Annotated in this window: 11 protein-coding genes; 3 read left to right on the top strand and 8 right to left on the bottom strand. The window is 57.0% G+C overall.

Features of this window, described 5'->3' with window-relative positions; translation table 11 throughout:
- The first annotated feature begins 115 nt into the window (after positions 1-115).
- Complete coding sequence (locus ACJAXR_RS03855; protein ID WP_415056902.1) at positions 116-2,509, top strand: penicillin-binding protein 1A; 2,394 nt, start codon at positions 116-118, stop codon at positions 2,507-2,509.
- On the opposite strand, the gene ACJAXR_RS03860 is transcribed toward ACJAXR_RS03855, so the two are convergent.
- Positions 2,467-3,414, bottom strand: a complete 948-nt coding sequence (locus ACJAXR_RS03860; RefSeq protein WP_415056903.1) for a LysR family transcriptional regulator — start codon at positions 3,412-3,414, stop codon at positions 2,467-2,469. The genes ACJAXR_RS03855 and ACJAXR_RS03860 overlap by 43 nt on opposite strands.
- A 137-nt stretch (positions 3,415-3,551) precedes the next feature.
- Between ACJAXR_RS03860 and ACJAXR_RS03865 the strand changes: the two genes are divergently transcribed.
- Entirely contained in the window at positions 3,552-5,243 is a 1,692-nt protein-coding gene (locus tag ACJAXR_RS03865; protein ID WP_415056904.1) for an AMP-binding protein, read from the top strand.
- A 1-nt stretch (position 5,244) separates the two neighbouring features.
- Positions 5,245-8,523, top strand: coding sequence for a carboxyl transferase domain-containing protein (locus ACJAXR_RS03870; RefSeq protein WP_415056905.1), 3,279 nt, complete (start codon positions 5,245-5,247; stop codon positions 8,521-8,523).
- A 103-nt stretch (positions 8,524-8,626) separates the two neighbouring features.
- On the opposite strand, the gene cydC is transcribed toward ACJAXR_RS03870, so the two are convergent.
- The 7 genes from cydC to ACJAXR_RS03905 form a co-directional block, all read right to left on the bottom strand.
- Entirely contained in the window at positions 8,627-10,276 is a 1,650-nt protein-coding gene (cydC, locus tag ACJAXR_RS03875) for a thiol reductant ABC exporter subunit CydC (protein WP_415056906.1), read from the bottom strand.
- Positions 10,269-11,948, bottom strand: a complete 1,680-nt coding sequence (gene cydD, locus ACJAXR_RS03880) for a thiol reductant ABC exporter subunit CydD (protein ID WP_415056907.1) — start codon at positions 11,946-11,948, stop codon at positions 10,269-10,271. Before cydD ends, cydC begins: the two co-directional genes overlap by 8 nt.
- A complete protein-coding gene (cydB, locus tag ACJAXR_RS03885) occupies positions 11,932-12,933 on the bottom strand; it encodes a cytochrome d ubiquinol oxidase subunit II (RefSeq protein WP_415056983.1) in 1,002 nt (333 codons plus the stop codon). The genes cydD and cydB overlap by 17 nt, the downstream gene beginning before the upstream one ends.
- A 51-nt stretch (positions 12,934-12,984) precedes the next feature.
- Entirely contained in the window at positions 12,985-13,632 is a 648-nt protein-coding gene (locus ACJAXR_RS03890) for an alternative oxidase (RefSeq protein ID WP_415056908.1), read from the bottom strand.
- A gap of 140 nt (positions 13,633-13,772) precedes the next feature.
- Entirely contained in the window at positions 13,773-15,203 is a 1,431-nt protein-coding gene (locus ACJAXR_RS03895) for a cytochrome ubiquinol oxidase subunit I (RefSeq protein ID WP_415056909.1), read from the bottom strand.
- A gap of 169 nt (positions 15,204-15,372) precedes the next feature.
- Positions 15,373-16,095: an LrgB family protein gene (locus ACJAXR_RS03900; RefSeq protein ID WP_415056910.1), complete on the bottom strand. Its 723-nt coding sequence runs from the start codon at positions 16,093-16,095 to the stop codon at positions 15,373-15,375.
- Complete coding sequence (locus tag ACJAXR_RS03905; RefSeq protein WP_415056911.1) at positions 16,092-16,454, bottom strand: CidA/LrgA family protein; 363 nt, start codon at positions 16,452-16,454, stop codon at positions 16,092-16,094. The genes ACJAXR_RS03900 and ACJAXR_RS03905 overlap by 4 nt, the downstream gene beginning before the upstream one ends.
- Positions 16,455-16,512: the final 58 nt, after the last annotated feature.

Consider the following 16,512-nt stretch of genomic DNA (forward strand, 5'->3'; position numbering starts at 1 on the left):
CACAAGCGCAAATAGCTAAAACAAAAAAAATGCGCTTATAATATAGACTGCTAACCCGTTCTCACAACGCAACATCCCTAACCATCTCATTTGACAGGGAATTCACTTCTTCCCCATGCAATTTTTAAAATTTCTATTTTGGTCAATTCTCGCCATTATCAGCGCCCCAATCCTTGCTTTGAGCGGGATTGCGCTCTATTTAAGCCCTTCTTTGCCTGACGTCGACGCCTTGCGTGACCTGCAATTACAAACCCCTTTGCGGATATATAGCACAGATAACAAACTCATAGCAGAATTCGGCGAAATGCGCCGGATACCAATAAGCTACGAGCAAGTCCCGCAAAACTTCATTAACGCCTTGCTTGCTGCCGAAGACGACAATTTCCTAAATCATCGGGGGGTTGATCCGATGGGCCTGCTACGTGCCGCCTCTGAGCTGGTGCAGACGGGTCATATCCAGACCGGTGGCAGCACGATCACGATGCAAGTAGCGAAAAACTACTTTCTCAGCAGCGACAGAGTATTTTCTCGCAAATTCAATGAAATACTTCTCGCTCTGCAAATCGAGCGGAGCCTCAGCAAGCGCGAAATATTTGAACTCTACGTTAACAAGATTTACCTGGGCAATCGCGCATACGGCATAGAAGCTGCCGCGCAGATTTATTTCGGCAAATCGATCGACCAACTGGACCTTGCCGATCTAGCCATGATCGCCAGCTTGCCAAAGGCGCCCTCCCGTTACAATCCCGTATCCAACCCGGAGCGGACATTGATTCGTCGTAATTGGATACTGGGGCGCATGCTCAGTCTTGGCAATATCGACCAGAAAGCTTTCGACGATGCGGTATCCAAGCCAATCAAAGCCGAAAAGTATGAAGCCAAGCCCGAACTCGAGGCGCCTTATGTTGCGGAAATGGCTCGGCTTGAAATGATCGAACGATTCGGCGACAGCGCATACACGAGTGGCTATCACGTGTTCACAACCGTTGACAGCACCTTGCAGGAGCTGGCCAACCGGTCCTTGCGTGACGGTTTGATGGAATATGATCGCCGACACGGCTATCGCGGCCCCATGGAGACCAACCCCGGAGCCACACCCGATCAATGGGAGGCTCTTTTACAACCTTACCGTGAAATGGGTGGGCTGATTCCCGCGGTGGTCACTACCGTAAACGCGGAAAAGGCCCTTATCCAGATCCGAGGCGGCGAGCTGGGCGAAATTCCTTGGGATGACATGCGTTGGGCACGAAAGCATTTGAACACCAATAGCCTGGGACCCAACCCCTCCAAACCTGCGGATATTCTCAGCGTCGGCGATGTCGTTCGGGTAAAACCTGTTGCCGGTGTGCGCTACAGCCTCGCACAGATACCCAAGGCGCAGGCCGCGCTAGTTGTGCTCGCACCAGATGATGGTAGCGTTCAGGCACTGGTAGGCGGGTTCTCCTTCGACCAGAGCAAGTATAACCGTGTAACACAGGCCAAACGCCAGCCCGGATCCAGCTTCAAGCCGTTCCTTTACAGTGCGGCACTCGATCATGGCTATACACCCGCCAGCCTAGTCAATGATGCTCCGCTAGTAGTCGACGACGGTCACATGGAGTCCGCTTGGCGGCCGCAAAACTCCGGCGGCGATTTTCTGGGGCCAATCAGGCTGCGCGAAGCGTTGTATCGATCTCGCAACCTGGTTTCGATCCGTCTTTTACAGGATATCGGTGTCGACAAAGCGCTGACCTACATGGAGCGCTACGGCTTCAGCCGCAGCGATTTGCCACGCAATCTCTCCGCAGCTCTGGGCACGCCAGAGCTCACCCCCCTGCAAATCGCGCAGGGATATACCACCATTGCCAACGGTGGCTTCGCGGTTCAGCCCTACTTGGTCGAGCGGATAGAAGATCACGAAAGCAAGATAATCGATTTTGCCAAGCCGGCAGCCACACCAAAAGCCATCGAAGCTCACCAGGAGCGCGTCGAACGCTATAGTGAAATGGCTGCGCTACCTGCCGTGGAAATCGCCGCTGCCGAGCAGGCGGTCGATCCGCGCACCACCTACCAGCTCACCAGCATGCTTAAGGACGTCATTACCCGCGGCACCGCTGTGCGAGCCAGAGCGCTGCAACGACCCGATCTGGCCGGCAAGACCGGCACAACAAACGAGCAGAAGGACGCCTGGTTTTCCGGCTATAACGGCGACTTCGTCGCCACAGTTTGGGTCGGCTTCGATCAGCCTGCCACGCTAGGGCGGCGAGAGTATGGCGGTACTGCGGCGCTACCCATCTGGATGACATTCATGTCTGGAGCTCTTGAGGGCCGGCCTGAAAGCAGCCAGCCAATGCCCGACGGCCTGGTTAACGCACGGATTGACCCCGAAACCGGACGCACCGCACGACCAGACAGCGACAACGCGCTGTTCGAAGTTTTCAAGGAAGAAGACGCGCCTCCTTCCTTCAGCGAACTGGATGCCGGTGGTTACTCCAGCGAAGGCGCCGTAACACCGCTTGAGTTGTTCTGAGCCAGAGCACAGACCTGTTCGCGCAGCCAGCGATTCGCGGAATCATGTTCCGAGGTCTCATGCCAGTAAAGGTTGAGGCCGATTGCAGGCAATGGCAGTGGCATTTCAAGTAATTGATTATCCAGCACAGCATTGACCAGCTCCGCATGCCGTCTGGACATTGTCAGCAGCAAATCGCTCTGCGCCACGACCAGGCTTGCAGCCTGGTAATTCTGGCATTGCTGTACCACCCTGCGCATCAAGCCCATATGTCCTAGCGCCAGATCTTCATAGGACAGCCCACGGCGCCAAGAGGCGACGGCGATGTGCTCACTCTCCAGATAGCGTTCGATGCTCAACACCCCACTGAAGCAAGGCCCCGCCACAACACACAGCGGCTCCGTGAGCAATTGGGTCTGACGCAGGCTCGCCTCAACCGGTCTCGCTATCTGTACCGCTAGATCAATACGACCGGCTGCCATTTCCAGTTTCAATTCGGACCAGCGTACCCCTGCTATTCGCACCCGGCACCCGGGAGCGCAGTGGCGCAAATGCACCAGCAAGGGTGGTAGCAATACCAGCTCCAATTGCTCAGGGAGGCTGATCGTAAAAGTGCGCTCATCAGCTGACGGATCAAAATCCTGCAAACCCTCAAGGGTGCGCTGCAGCCGCGCCAGGCTGTCGCTGATCACTGGCGCGAGTCGCTGGGCCAGCGCCGTCGGAGAAACCCCACGGCCCTCGCGCACAAACAGCGGATCAGTAAATTGCTCGCGCAGGCGCGCCAGCGAGTGACTTACCGCCGATTGACTGACATGCAAAATTGCAGCCGATCGGGTCAGATTACGCTCCCGAAAAACCACCTCAAAAACCCTGAAAAGATTCAGATCCATACGCGCAATCGATGGCAAACCATTCATTTCATTCATAAGCAACAGCTCATCCCGCAAGGTATACAAATTATTATGACCTGTATTCATAATTATAGATGAATAAGCTTCGCTTCACCCTATGGCTTGTGCGGTCTAAGCTGCTCGACACAAAATCTACCATCGAGGCGTGGCCAATGCAGGAACACGAATATCTCTCGTCATTGCGCAACTTGCAGCTCGCGGCGTGGCCAAAGGGCGCTCCCACCGAAGCGGTCTATCCCCTAGGCGAACAACCAGTCACCGAGTATCTGCGGCACTGGGCAAAGGCCACCCCGCAGAAGACGGCGATTCATTTCTATGGCTACCAGCTCAGTTATGCCGAACTGGACGACCTGAGCGATCGATTTGCTGCCCTTCTTTACCAGCAAGGCATCAGCGCGGGTGACCGGGTAGCGGTCTTCATGCCCAATTGCCCGCAGCTGCACATTGCTTTTTATGGCATCTTGAAAGCCGGCGCGATCCACGCCCCTGTCAGTCCAATGGCCAAAGGTATGGAGTTGAGTTACCAACTCAACGACAGCGGAGCGACTGCCATTGTCTGCTTTGACCAACTGTTGCCGGTCATCCGAGACGTGCGCAGCGAAACCAACTTGCAGCTAGTCATCAGTACCAGTTTGTCCGAACTGTGTCCTGCCGCGCCTTCAATACCCGTTCCTGACCTTCTGCAAGCGCCCAAGCTACCAATCAGCGACAGTATCGACATGTTGCCAACATTGGCGGTCACCGCACCCGCCACCGCATTGCCGATGCTTGCTCTGGACGATATCGCCGCGCTTAATTACACCGGTGGCACCACCGGATTACCCAAGGGCTGCATCCATACCCACGGCGATATGTTGTATACCTGCGCAAGCTTTGTACCCGCAGCACTGGGTCTGAATCCTGACCGCGTGAGCCTCAATTTCATGCCGGAATTCTGGATCGCCGGCGAAAACGCTGGCCTGCTGTTCCCGGTGTTTACCGGCACCACCATGGTGTTGTTGGCACGCTGGGACGCACTCAGCTTTATGAGTGCGGTGCAATATTATCGTGTCGGGCATACCGGCCTGCTGGTCGATAGCGCGTCCGAAGTACTTGATCATCCGCGGGTCGGCGAATTCGACTTCAGCTCGCTGGAAATCACCAGCTGTGTTTCGTTCATCAAGAAACTCACTCCCGAATATCGCCGGCGCTGGCGCGAGCTAACTGGCTGCACTCTATTCGAAACCAGCTTTGGCATGACCGAAACACACACCTGCGACACCTTTACCGCAGGCATGCAGGATGATGATTTTGACCTGCGCTCAGCCCCGACCTTCGTCGGCCTGCCGGTGCCGGGCACTGAATTCAAGGTATGCGATTTTGCAACAGGCGAGCTGTTGCCGCTGGGCGCCGAGGGCGAGCTCTGTGTACGCACCCCATCGCTGCTCAAGGGCTATTGGAACAAACCCGAGGCCAGTGCTGACGCGCTACGCGGTGGCTGGCTGCTCACCGGCGACAGCGGTGTGATAACTGAGCTGGGACACATTCGCTATCTGGGGCGCCGCAAGGAAATGCTCAAGGTCAACGGTATGAGCGTATTCCCCAGCGAGCTGGAAGCGATGCTCGGGCAGCATCCCGACATCCTGGCGTCCGCCGTCATTGGCGTTGCTGACGAGAAGCGCGGAGAGGCGCCTTTGGCATTTATCGTCGCCAAGCCCGACAGTGGCCTGAATGCGGACGCGCTCTATCAATGGTGCAAAAGCGCCATGGCAATCTACAAAATACCCGAAATCCGGCTGGTCGAATCCTTGCCGATGACTGCGACCGGCAAGGTCAAAAAACAGGAACTGCAGGAATGGATCTGATATGAATTTCAAGAGCCTGCTAATTGCCAACCGCGGTGAAATCGCTATTCGAATCGCACGCGCTGCCGCCGAAATGGACCTCCATACGGTCGCTATCTACGCCGAAGACGACAGTGAATCACTGCATGTGCGCAAGAGCGATACGGCCATCGCTTTGCGCGGGCGCGGCGCCAGTGCTTACCTGGATGCAGGACAGATCATCGCTATCGCACAGGCGCAAGGTTGCGACGCCATCCATCCGGGCTACGGGTTCCTTAGCGAGAATGCAGACTTCGCGCGACGCTGCCAGACGGTAGGTATCGTCTTCGTCGGTCCTGACGCCGATGTCCTGGATACGTTTGGCGACAAGGCCAGTGCCCGGCGATTGGCGCGCCAGCACAATATTCCTTTGGGCCAGGGAACCAACGAGTCGACCAGTCTCGATCAGGCCAGACAGTTCTTTCAGGACCAGGGACCCGGCGGAGCAGTCATGCTCAAGGCGCTGGCGGGAGGTGGCGGTCGCGGCATGCGTGCGGTGTACAGCCTGGATGAGCTTGATGAAGCTTATAGCCGCTGCACATCCGAAGCCCGAGCCGCCTTTGGCACAGGCGAACTCTATGTCGAGCGATTGATCCGCAATGCCCGTCATATCGAAGTCCAGATCATCGGTGATGGCAACGCTGTCAGTCATGTGTGGGAGCGTGAATGTACCTTGCAGCGGCGCAACCAAAAATTGCTGGAAGTAGCCCCAAGCCCGCGCCTGAATCCGGGCTTGCGTGATCAGTTATTAGCTGCCGCGCTGACACTCGCCAAGGCAGTCAACTATCGCGGTCTGGGCACGTTTGAATTCCTGATCGACGAAGACACTGGCGACTTTGTCTTTATGGAGGCAAACCCGCGCATCCAGGTCGAGCACACCGTCACCGAGGCAGTCACTGGCCTGGATCTGGCGCAGATTCAGATTCGCCTGGCCGCAGGCGCAACACTGGCCGAGCTGAACCTGACTCAAGATCAGATACCTCCCGCCCGAGGGTTTGCCGTACAGCTGAGAATCAACTTGGAAAGCATGGCCGCCGACGGCAGTACCCGGCCAACCGGCGGGACTCTCAGCACATACGAGCCGCCGAGTGGAGCCGGTATCCGTGTCGACGGCTATGGTTACAGCGGCTATACCACCAGCCCTGGATTCGACTCTTTGCTGACCAAGGTCATCGTGCACGCTGAGGCCGATTACCCCGCCGTGCTCCGTCGCGCCTATCGAGCGCTATGCGAGTTCCGGCTGGAGGGTGTCGCGAGTAACCTGTCATTTCTGCAAAACCTGCTCAGCCACCCTCGAGTTCAGGCAAACGACGTCACGACCGCGTTCATAGAACGTCACACTGGAGACATGTTAGTCGGCCGTGAGCACCCCAACCTGTTTTTTGCACAAAAGCAGGCGAGCACACAACATAGCGCCAGTCAGACTAATGCTCCACCCGGAACGGTTGCGCTGATCGCACCTGTTCAAGGCGTGCTGGTAACACTCTCTGTGCAACCGGGTGATCCCATTGCCCGCGGCCAACAGGTCGCGATAATGGAATCAATGAAAATGGAGTTCGAAGTCAAGGCGACGCAAAGCGGCATCGTTCGCGAACGTGTGGTCGAGCCCGGCGCCAGTCTATTCGAAGGTAGCCCCTTACTGTTTCTTGAGCCCGCCGATATCGTCGCCAGCGAGCAGGCTAATGAGGAGCAGATCGACATCGCGCATATCCGCGCCGATCTTGCCGAAGTACTCGAACGCCGGGCCGACCTGACCGATCAACGCCGCCCCACCGCCGTCGCCAAGCGTCGCAAGACAGGGCAACGTACTGCCCGCGAGAACCTGGCCGACCTGCTAGATGAGGGCAGTTTCATGGAATATGGCGCGATGGCTCTGGCGGCGCAGCGTGGGCGCCGCAGCCATGAAGAGCTCTTGGCGATGAGCCCCGCCGACGGCTTGATCAACGGCATCGGTACCGTCAACGCAGATCTGTTTGGTGCCCATGCCAGTCGCTGTATGGCGCTGTCTTATGACTACACGGTATTCGCCGGCACCCAGGGCGTGATGAACCACAAAAAGACTGATCGCATGCTCGATCTGGCAGAAAAGTGGCAGCTGCCCGTTGTATTCTTTACCGAAGGCGGCGGCGGCAGGCCCGGAGATATTGACAAGGTCGGCGTTGCTGGACTGGATTGCACCACCTTCATGCGTATGGCCAGTCTGAGCGGCCGAGTACCACTGGTGGGCGTCGTATCCGGCCGCTGCTTCGCTGGCAATGCCGCCCTGCTCGGCTGCTGCGACGTCGTTATCGCGACCGAGAATGCGACCATTGGCATGGCTGGGCCGGCGATGATCGAGGGCGGCGGACTGGGTAGCTATACCCCCGAGCAGGTGGGACCGACCAGCGTTCAGGGACCCAACGGCGTAATCGACATTGTGGTCGCTGACGAGGCCGAAGCCACACGGGTGGCCAAGCAGTATCTGGCCTATTTCCAGGGCAACATCAAAACCTGGGATACCGCCGATCAGCGCGAACTGCGCCACCTGATTCCGGAAAATCGCCTGCGCGTGTATGACATACGCCAGGTTATCGAGACCCTGGCCGACAGTGGCTCAATGCTCGAGCTACGCCGCCAGTTCGCCCCCGGCATGATCACCGCACTGATTCGTATCGAGGGTCGACCCTTCGGTCTTATGGCTAACAACCCAATGTATCTGGGTGGCGCCATTGATGCCGCCGGCGGCGACAAGGCCGCACGCTTCATGCAGCTGTGCCAGGCCCACGGCTTGCCCATGGTTTCCCTGTGCGACACCCCCGGTTTCATGGTCGGACCCGAAGCAGAGCAGCAGGCCACCGTACGCCACGTTTCGCGGATGTTCGTCACCGCTGCCAGCCTGCAGATTCCGTTTATGACCGTAGTGCTGCGCAAAGGCTATGGCCTGGGCGCACAGGCCATGGCCGCGGGCAGCTTCCAGGCACCACTGTTCACCATCGCCTGGCCCAGCAGCGAGTTCGGCGCCATGGGTCTGGAAGGTGCCGTACGCCTGGGCTACGCAAAGGAACTGGCAGCGATAGAAGATGAAGGTGAACGTAGCGCGATGTTCGAACAGCTGGTAGCCGAGCTGTATCAACGGGGCAAAGGCGTAAGCATGGCCAGCTTCCTAGAAATCGACGCGGTGATTGACCCACTGGAGACCCGCGAATGGTTGCTGCGTGGCCTCAACTCGGCGCCGACAGAATCGCTGACCAAGGGTCTGCGGCCGTTCGTGGACACCTGGTAATTCTCACAGGCCGGAGCCCTCAAGCACCAAATGCCAAAGATCGGGGCTGGCATGCGCACACATAAATCTGTGCATGCCAGCCCCAACGATACATTCTGCGAGATTAGAGTGCCTCGAAAGCAATCACCCGATCAGTGCGGGGCAGCAAGTTCGCATCGTGCCCCAAAAAAAATGCTGTGCGCCCTGCAAGCCAAGGCTCAATACGCTCAATAACCCGCTCCCGAGTAGCCGCATCCAAACCACTGAACGGCTCGTCCAGAATCAGCAGGGGAGCATTTTTGAGCAGCACCCGCGCCAGCGCCAAACGCCTGCCTTCACCACCCGAAAATTGTCGGCCCGACTCGCCCACCCACGTATTGATACCCGCGGGCAAGCTACTGACCAGCGCAGCCAAGTCAACCATCTCCAGTACGCGCCAGAGCTGCTCATCGGTTGCATCCGGGCTGGCCAGAAGCAAATTAGCGGCGACACTGTCATGCAATAGTTCGGTTTGTTGGGTCAGATAGCCTACCTGCGCTCGCCATTGAGTGAGCGACACCTCATCCAACGGGGTACCGCCCAAAACCAATCGTCCTGAATCCGGATCGACAAGACGTGCCGCCAACGCCGCCAGGGTAGACTTGCCGCAACCGGAGGGTCCAATCACCGCCAAGTGCTCACCCTCATTCAGCGTCAACGTCAGCTGTGAAATTCCGGCGTGGCGCACGCCTACAGCCTGCCAGTGTAACGTCAGCTCATCGGGCATGATCAAGGGCTGATCCGGGTCAACCAGACGAGTACTCATCGCCACCTGCCGATTCAATCGAGCAGCAGCGGCGCGGGTCCCACCAATATGTGCAAAGGCTGCTGGCAACCCGGCGAACCCTTCGCTCAACGCCATCAGGGCCAGCGGTATCATGACCATCACCGGGCCTGACAGCAGGCCCGCGCCGAAAGCCTGAATAGCACCAAACAGGCCCACTACAACAGCGCTCATCACGCCCAGGGTGGCCAACGCCTGCCCCAACGCAATCCGGCCCTGCAGTGCCAACTGGTCATCCAACATCTGCTGACTGCCTGTCAGCAGATGCTGGCGGTACAACCCCAGAGTGCCAGATGCGGTCATTTCCGCCAGCCCCTGCAATTGCTCTACCGCCTGAACTCGCAACCGATCCAACTGTTCTACCCGCCGCGCACTGTAGTGCAGCCCAAGCAAGGCCATACCCAGCGTCAGCGCCAACAATAACGCCAGCAAGATAAGGCCAATGAGTAAAGCCAGCGACAACTGAAAAATCGCAATCAATCCGCACGTCAGCACGATACCAAGCAGTGCAACGAGAGGGGGCGCCAGCAAACGCAGGTACAGCGTGTCCAGGGTATCAATATCAGCTGTTAATCGATTGAGCCATTGCGCTGCGCGCAGACGACCCAAGGTGGCGCCGTCCAGCGCCGCCAGAGCAGCAAAATGCCGACCGCGCAAATCCGCGAGCAAACTCAGTACCGTATTGTGATTGAAAACCCGCTCAAAATAGCGCGCCACGGTCCGCGTCAGAGCAAAGAAGCGAATCCCTCCCCCAGGCGTGTAGACATCGAACAGCACACGCTGCCCGCCAGCCCACAATAGCGCTGTGATACCCGTAGCCGTTATAAACCAGCCCGACAACGCCAGCAGGCCTATCGCGCTGAACAGTGTCATAGCCAAGAGAAGCGCGCCTAACCAGAGGCGGCCTTGGCGCTGCATGATCAGATCCAACCAGGGTTTGAGCTCAGACATTCACAAGCCTCCCCTGCGCGAGCTCAACGCGACGATCCGCCAGCGCCATCAATGCCGAATGATGCGTGGCAATCACAAGCGTTTTACCGCTGCTCACCAGCGACCGCAAGGCATCTATCACCTCGAGCTCACTCTGCTCGTCGAGGCTGGCCGTGGGTTCGTCGAGCAATATCAGTTCGACATCCGCTAGCCACACTCTCGCCAGCGCCAGTCTTTGCGCCTGCCCACCGGACAGCCCACGGCCGCCCTCACCCAGTTGCGTTTCGAGGCCCTGTGGCTGTTCTGCCAATAACGGACCGAGGCCTACTGCGCTTACAGCGCGCAACATGGCTGCCGCATCCGCTCGAGGGGCGCAAAGGCGCAGATTGTCTGCCCAACTGCCCTGTATCAAGAATGGCCGCTGGCCCAGCCAGGCGATTGACTGCCGCCCAGGCAACTGACCAAACACGCTCAAGCTGCCAGCATTCGGTTGTACAAACCCGGCAAGACAGTGCAGCAAACTGGATTTGCCTGAACCAGAGTGACCTGTCAGCGCCACCACCTGCCCGCGGGCAATCTCCAATGAAATACCGTTCAACACGCGCCCTCGTCCGGGAAACTCCAGTACCAGATCCCGTGCCTCAATAATCTTGGCATCGGCACTGGCCGCAGGACTTGAGTCAGACTCATGATCGACCGATTCGAGCTGAAGCGCAGCCATGATATCTGCGGCTCCCAATGCTGCTGCACGGTCGTGATAAGACTGCGCGAGGCTGCGCAATGGCTGGAAAAACTCAGGCGCGAGCAACAAAATGAACAGACCGGAAAAGAGACTCAGCTGCGCTGACGGCCCAAACTGGATAAAACCCAGCAGGCCAAAGCCGATATACATCGCTACGAGGGCAATAGCGACAGAGGCAAAAAACTCCAATACAGCGGACGACAGAAAGGCAATGCGCAGAGTGCGCATGGTCACCGCGCGATAGCGTTCGGCAGCATCCTGCACCGACACTGTGGCTGCCCCCACCTGACCAAACAGCTGCAGACTAGTAAGACTGCGTACCCGGTCAAGAAAATGCCCGGCCAGGCGCCCGGCTTCAAGCACATGCTGCTGACTGACTTTTTCGGCACTCATACCCACCAACGCCATGAAAAGCGGAATCAACGGAGCAGCGAACAGCAGCAACAGCGCTGCCAGCCAATCGAGCCAGAATACCAGCGGCAGAATCAACAGCGGGGCCAACAGCGCGAGCCATTGCTGCGGCACATAGCGAGCGTAGTAGCCATCCAACGCCTCGACCTGCTCAACCCATTGGTTGGTCAGAGTCGCGCTGGAACGATCAGCAAGCCGGACCGGACCCAGTGCAGCCCAATGCAGTGCCAGCTGTTCACGGGCCTGCTGGCGCACCCTTGCACTGGCATGCTGACCGCAACGCTCCTGTGCAGCCTGCGTCAAGGCGCGTACCACCATCGCGAGCACCAGACCCACACCCGGCCATAACAGGCTGACATGAGCCACCTTTTCGATCAGCACGGCGTGAACAATCCAGGCAATCAGCCCCATCTGAGCGATGATACTCAGCGACTGCAGCAATCCCAAGACCACCGCTGCACGCAGCCAGGGCCGGACAGCCAGCCCCTGCAGCCTTAACCAGTCGCGGCTGCGCCGACCCGAGTCAGTGATACCTTTCACCGACACGAACCTTGCCGCGGAAGACCCAATAGGTCCAGGCGGTATAGCCCAGGATGATCGGAATGACAAATACCATGCCGATCAGCAAGAACATCTGAGATTCAGGGGCAGAAGCCGCATCCCACAGCGTGAAATTCGGCGGAATCACATAGGGCCAGCGAGTCCAGAGCAGGCCGAAGTAGGTCGAGACGAACATCGCCATGGTTGCCAGAAACGGCATTACCTCCTTACGCATGCGCAGACCGCGCCAAATCTGAAAGGCGAAAAACAGCGCCAGTAACGGGAAAATCCAGATCCAGCGGATCACCGCGAACCAGCGCTCGAAGGCGGCCGGATCAACCGAGGGCGTCCAGATACTGATAATCGCGAACACCGCCAGCACGGCACCGAGTAGCCAGGGGGCCAGGCTATAAGCCCAGTCCTGAATATAACCTTCGCTTTTCATGATCAGCCAGGTGCATCCCAGAAGCCCATAACCCGCCATCAGTCCCAGCCCTGTCATGACGGTAAAAGGCGTCAACCAGTCGAACGCGCCGCCCGCATAAACCAGACCCTCGGTTTCATAGCCTTGAATGTAGGAACCCACAACGACCCCCTGAGCAAACGCAGCAAGGTAGGAACCGCCAGCAAACGCCCAGTTCCACAGATAGCGCGAACTTTTGGCCTTGAAGCGAAATTCGAAGGCGACACCCCGAAAGATTAGCCCCGCGAGCATCAGAAAGATGCCTATGTACAAGGCCGGAAGTAGAATCGAGTAAACAAGTGGAAAAGCGCCCAGCAAGCCGGCGCCACCAAGTACCAGCCATGTCTCGTTGCCATCCCAGACCGGCGCCACCGAGTTCATCATCACATCACGGGCGTCTTCATCCGGCGCAAAGGGGAACAACATGCCCACACCCAGATCGAAGCCGTCCATCAACACATACATGATTACCGCAAAGGCGATAATCATCGCCCATATCATCGACAGATCGAAGATTTCCATATCCATGTTCACGCCCCCTTATGTTCGTTTGCTGTTAGCAAAATGCTCAAGTTAATTAACTAAGTTATCCGCAAATTGATGATTCGCATCTCGGTGACCCGCTTCATCATTTCTGACGGCTATAATCACATCGCGCAGCATCGCATCCGCGGACAACTTCCAGTAATCAATCGCTATCTGGGGAGCCTTCACGTTCTCCAGGCGACCACTGTCTACCTCGGCGAGATATTCGCTATAGCTATACACCGCCTCTTCTTCGAAATAGCCGACTAGACGGTGTGCGGTTCGGCCAGAGACTACATAGAGCAATAAAAAGCTTGTGAAAAAAATACCCTGAGCCAACAAAATCAGCATCCGTTCTACTAAGCTCGGCTGAGCAATTTGCACAAACGTAAGCAGATGCATGCGTTCATTTTCAGCTTCTTCCAGCAGTGTATGGATAGCCTCTCTATCATCTTTCATCCGCCTGAGTGAGCGCATGTGACGTATCATTCCGCCAACCATGCCCGGCACTGCTGCCACTGTTTCCAACACTACCGCCCTGTGGCCATAACGCTTAGCAAAGAAAAGATCCGCGAAAAATCGTAGCACCTTGGTCAAAAAAAAGGCTACGCGATCAGAAAAGCCCGACGGAATGTGATGTTTGCTCAACGGATCGCTATTGTGTGTTTGTAAAGAGGCTTCAAGTGCTTCGTTCATGGTAATAACCTCCAAAGATAAAGGTGCTAGCACCTCAAAATAACGAATATTGATTCAGGGCAAAATCATGCAGTCCATAACCACGTTATGTAAGTTCATTACTCTTCTGTCGTCGCAACAGAATCACAAAGCAAGATCATCTAAAGCCTTAACCCCCCCTCTACTTCAATCACTCGACCCTTTGTATCGAATGATACGTTGCTGCCCGAAAGCGGACGTGCCGGCCGATGTATCTCGGATGCGTCAGCCGCGTGCTCATTGATTTCCAGTCCGTCCTGCAGCACCCGCATCAGGTAGTACAGGCCTGCGCTGAAAATCATCCCGTAGACCAACATGTAACCCAGCAAGGTAAAGAGCGCCATTCCACCGGTTAATGAGGGTGTCAGACCTTGAGCGTGGGTCATCAAACCGTAAACCAGCCAGGGGGCTCGTCCGCTTTCGGTAACGATCCAGCCCGCCAGAACCGCTACAAAGGGCGTCACACTCATCAGCCTCAGTGCTTGCAGGAACCAGGGCGTCTGCCAGTAACGCTGTTTGCGCCGCAGCAGCAGGCCAGTAAAAGCGGTCGCAATCATCAGCAGTCCCAGTCCGACCATGATACGGAAGCTCCAGAACACCAGCGCCACCGGCGGCTGCTCTTCGACCGGCACTTCGTTGAGACCAGGCACCTCGCCATCGGCATCATGGGTCAGAATCAGGCTGGCGAGTTTTGGAATGCCGATTTCAAAACGATTACTCTGTGATGCCTGATCGGGCCAGGCAAAGAGCAACAGGGGCACACCACTGGAGGTTTCCCAGTTGCCCTCCATGGCCGCCACTTTGGCTGGCTGATGCTCCAACGTATTGATACCGTGAAAATCGCCTATCACCGCCTGGGTCGGAGCCAGAATCAAAATCAGCCAAAGACACATGGATAATGCCCTGCGATTGACTTCAACCTCACGGCCACGCAGCAAGTACCAGGCGCTAACCCCGGACACCACAAATGCGCCGGTGAGAAATGAGGCCACGCCCATGTGCGCAAAACGATAAGGAAAGGAGGGATTGAAGATCGCTTCCGTCCAGGAGGTAACGAAGAACACACCATCGCGCAACTCAACCCCTGCGGGCGTATGCATCCAGCTATTGGCGGAGAGTATCCAGAACGAAGAAATAAAGGTGCCCAGCGCCACCATGCAGGCCGCAAACAAATGCACACCCTTGGGTACCCGGTTGCGGCCAAACAGCAGAATCCCAAGAAAAGCAGCTTCAAGGAAGAACGCCGTGATGACTTCGTAACTGAGCATGGGTCCCAGGAAGTTGGCCGACGCGTAGGCGTAATTACTCCAGTTGGTTCCAAACTGGAAAGACATGACGATACCTGACACCACCCCCATGCCGAATACCACAGCGAATACCTGCACCCAAAAACTGGAAAGCCGCTCCCATACGGGATTGCCTGTTTTAAAGAAAAGGGCCTCTAGAAAAGCGATAAACGAGGCCAGCCCGATAGTAAATACCGGAAAAATGGCGTGAAACAGCACCACAAATGCAAACTGGATGCGTGACAACAGGAGAGGATCCAATTCCATGCGCACAGCTCCTTAGAAAGAAGATGCTGCCGGTTCAACGGTCTATTCCGCAAGGCAGCACAAAGGGAACGTCGTTATGACCTCAAGGAGACCTACAATGTTCCGAAGCTCAGTGTGCGCCGCGATCAGACCAGAACACAGAGACCAATTGCCGCAGCGTGGCCTCGAGTCAGATGAGTGCCCACAAGGCAATAGCCAACGGCAGTAGAACGGCGGTGGCCGACCCCATGAGGCTCATCGCCAGCGCAGAGAAAGCGCCCTGCTCCTCGCCCTCCTCGATCGCCCGGGAGGTGCCCACCGCATGGGCTGTCATGCCCATCGCCATGCCCCATGCGGCCGGCTCGGTTACACCGCAGACACGCAGCAGCCAAGGACCGAGCAAGGGCCCTAGCACGCCAGTGAACATCACAAACACTGCAGCCAGTGCTGCTATTCCACCGATTTGTTCCGCGACAAGCATCGCTATAGGGGAGGTGACGGACTTAGGTGCCAGCGTCATCAGAATCATATGCTCGGCCCCCAGCGCCCAGGCGATGAGCAGCGTTATTATCGTCGCGAAGCACCCGCCCAGCAGCAGCGTCAACAACACAGGCCAGAAAAACAGACGAATACGTCGCAAGTTCAGATAAAGCGGAACCGCCAGAGCCACGGTTGCCGGGCCCAGGAGAATCATCAGAGGCCAGACCGCATCACGGTAAACGAGGTACTCAACACCCAGCATTGATAGCAGCAAAACCAGGATGGCAACCGAAATCAGCACTGGGTGGAACACCGCCAGGCGCGTGCGGACATAGAGCACCAACCCGAGCTGATAAGCGCCAAGAGTCAGGCCGAGTAGAAACAATGGATGCCCGGCCACTGCTTGCCAGGCTTCATACCAAGTTCCGCTCACCGGGACTTCTCCATTGCGCGCTGGCGTCTTATCAGTTTCTGCATCAGCCAGCCGCACAGCGGCAGGGTAAGAACAAAAGACAATAAAAGCGCAACCATGATTGCCGTAGCGTCAGCAGCTATTTCTCCGCCATAGGCCATCACGCCAACAGCCGGGGGCACCAAAATCAGCGGCAGGTATTTGAGCAATCCGGAGGCTGCCATATCCAGCGACTCCCCCGTCTCGCCACGCAAACAGAGAAATACGACCAACAGCACCATGCCTATGATCGGTCCAGGTAGAAAGGGCAACAGCAGGACGCTCAAGCCACTACCCAGCAACTGGAAAACAATCAGCCAGGTCAATCCGCGCAGCAACATGGTCAAAGCCTCGGGTGGCTGAATACAGTAGAAGTGCGAAGATTAAAGGCTGGGAGAG

Origin of the sequence: Halopseudomonas sp., from assembly GCF_047631575.1 — a bacterium.
GTDB lineage: Bacteria > Pseudomonadota > Gammaproteobacteria > Pseudomonadales > Pseudomonadaceae > Halopseudomonas.

Excerpts from the sequence above, each read along its gene's own strand:
- ACJAXR_RS03855 (WP_415056902.1), top strand. The coding sequence starts at position 116 with ATGCAATTTTTAAAATTTCTATTTTGGTCAATTCTCGCCATTATCAGC.
- ACJAXR_RS03860 (WP_415056903.1), bottom strand. The coding sequence starts at position 3,414 with ATGAATGAAATGAATGGTTTGCCATCGATTGCGCGTATGGATCTGAAT.
- ACJAXR_RS03865 (WP_415056904.1), top strand. The coding sequence starts at position 3,552 with ATGCAGGAACACGAATATCTCTCGTCATTGCGCAACTTGCAGCTCGCG.
- ACJAXR_RS03870 (WP_415056905.1), top strand. The coding sequence starts at position 5,245 with ATGAATTTCAAGAGCCTGCTAATTGCCAACCGCGGTGAAATCGCTATT.
- cydC (WP_415056906.1), bottom strand. The coding sequence starts at position 10,276 with ATGTCTGAGCTCAAACCCTGGTTGGATCTGATCATGCAGCGCCAAGGC.
- cydB (WP_415056983.1), bottom strand. The coding sequence starts at position 12,933 with ATGGAAATCTTCGATCTGTCGATGATATGGGCGATGATTATCGCCTTT.
- ACJAXR_RS03890 (WP_415056908.1), bottom strand. The coding sequence starts at position 13,632 with ATGAACGAAGCACTTGAAGCCTCTTTACAAACACACAATAGCGATCCG.
- ACJAXR_RS03895 (WP_415056909.1), bottom strand. The coding sequence starts at position 15,203 with ATGGAATTGGATCCTCTCCTGTTGTCACGCATCCAGTTTGCATTTGTG.
- ACJAXR_RS03905 (WP_415056911.1), bottom strand. The coding sequence starts at position 16,454 with ATGTTGCTGCGCGGATTGACCTGGCTGATTGTTTTCCAGTTGCTGGGT.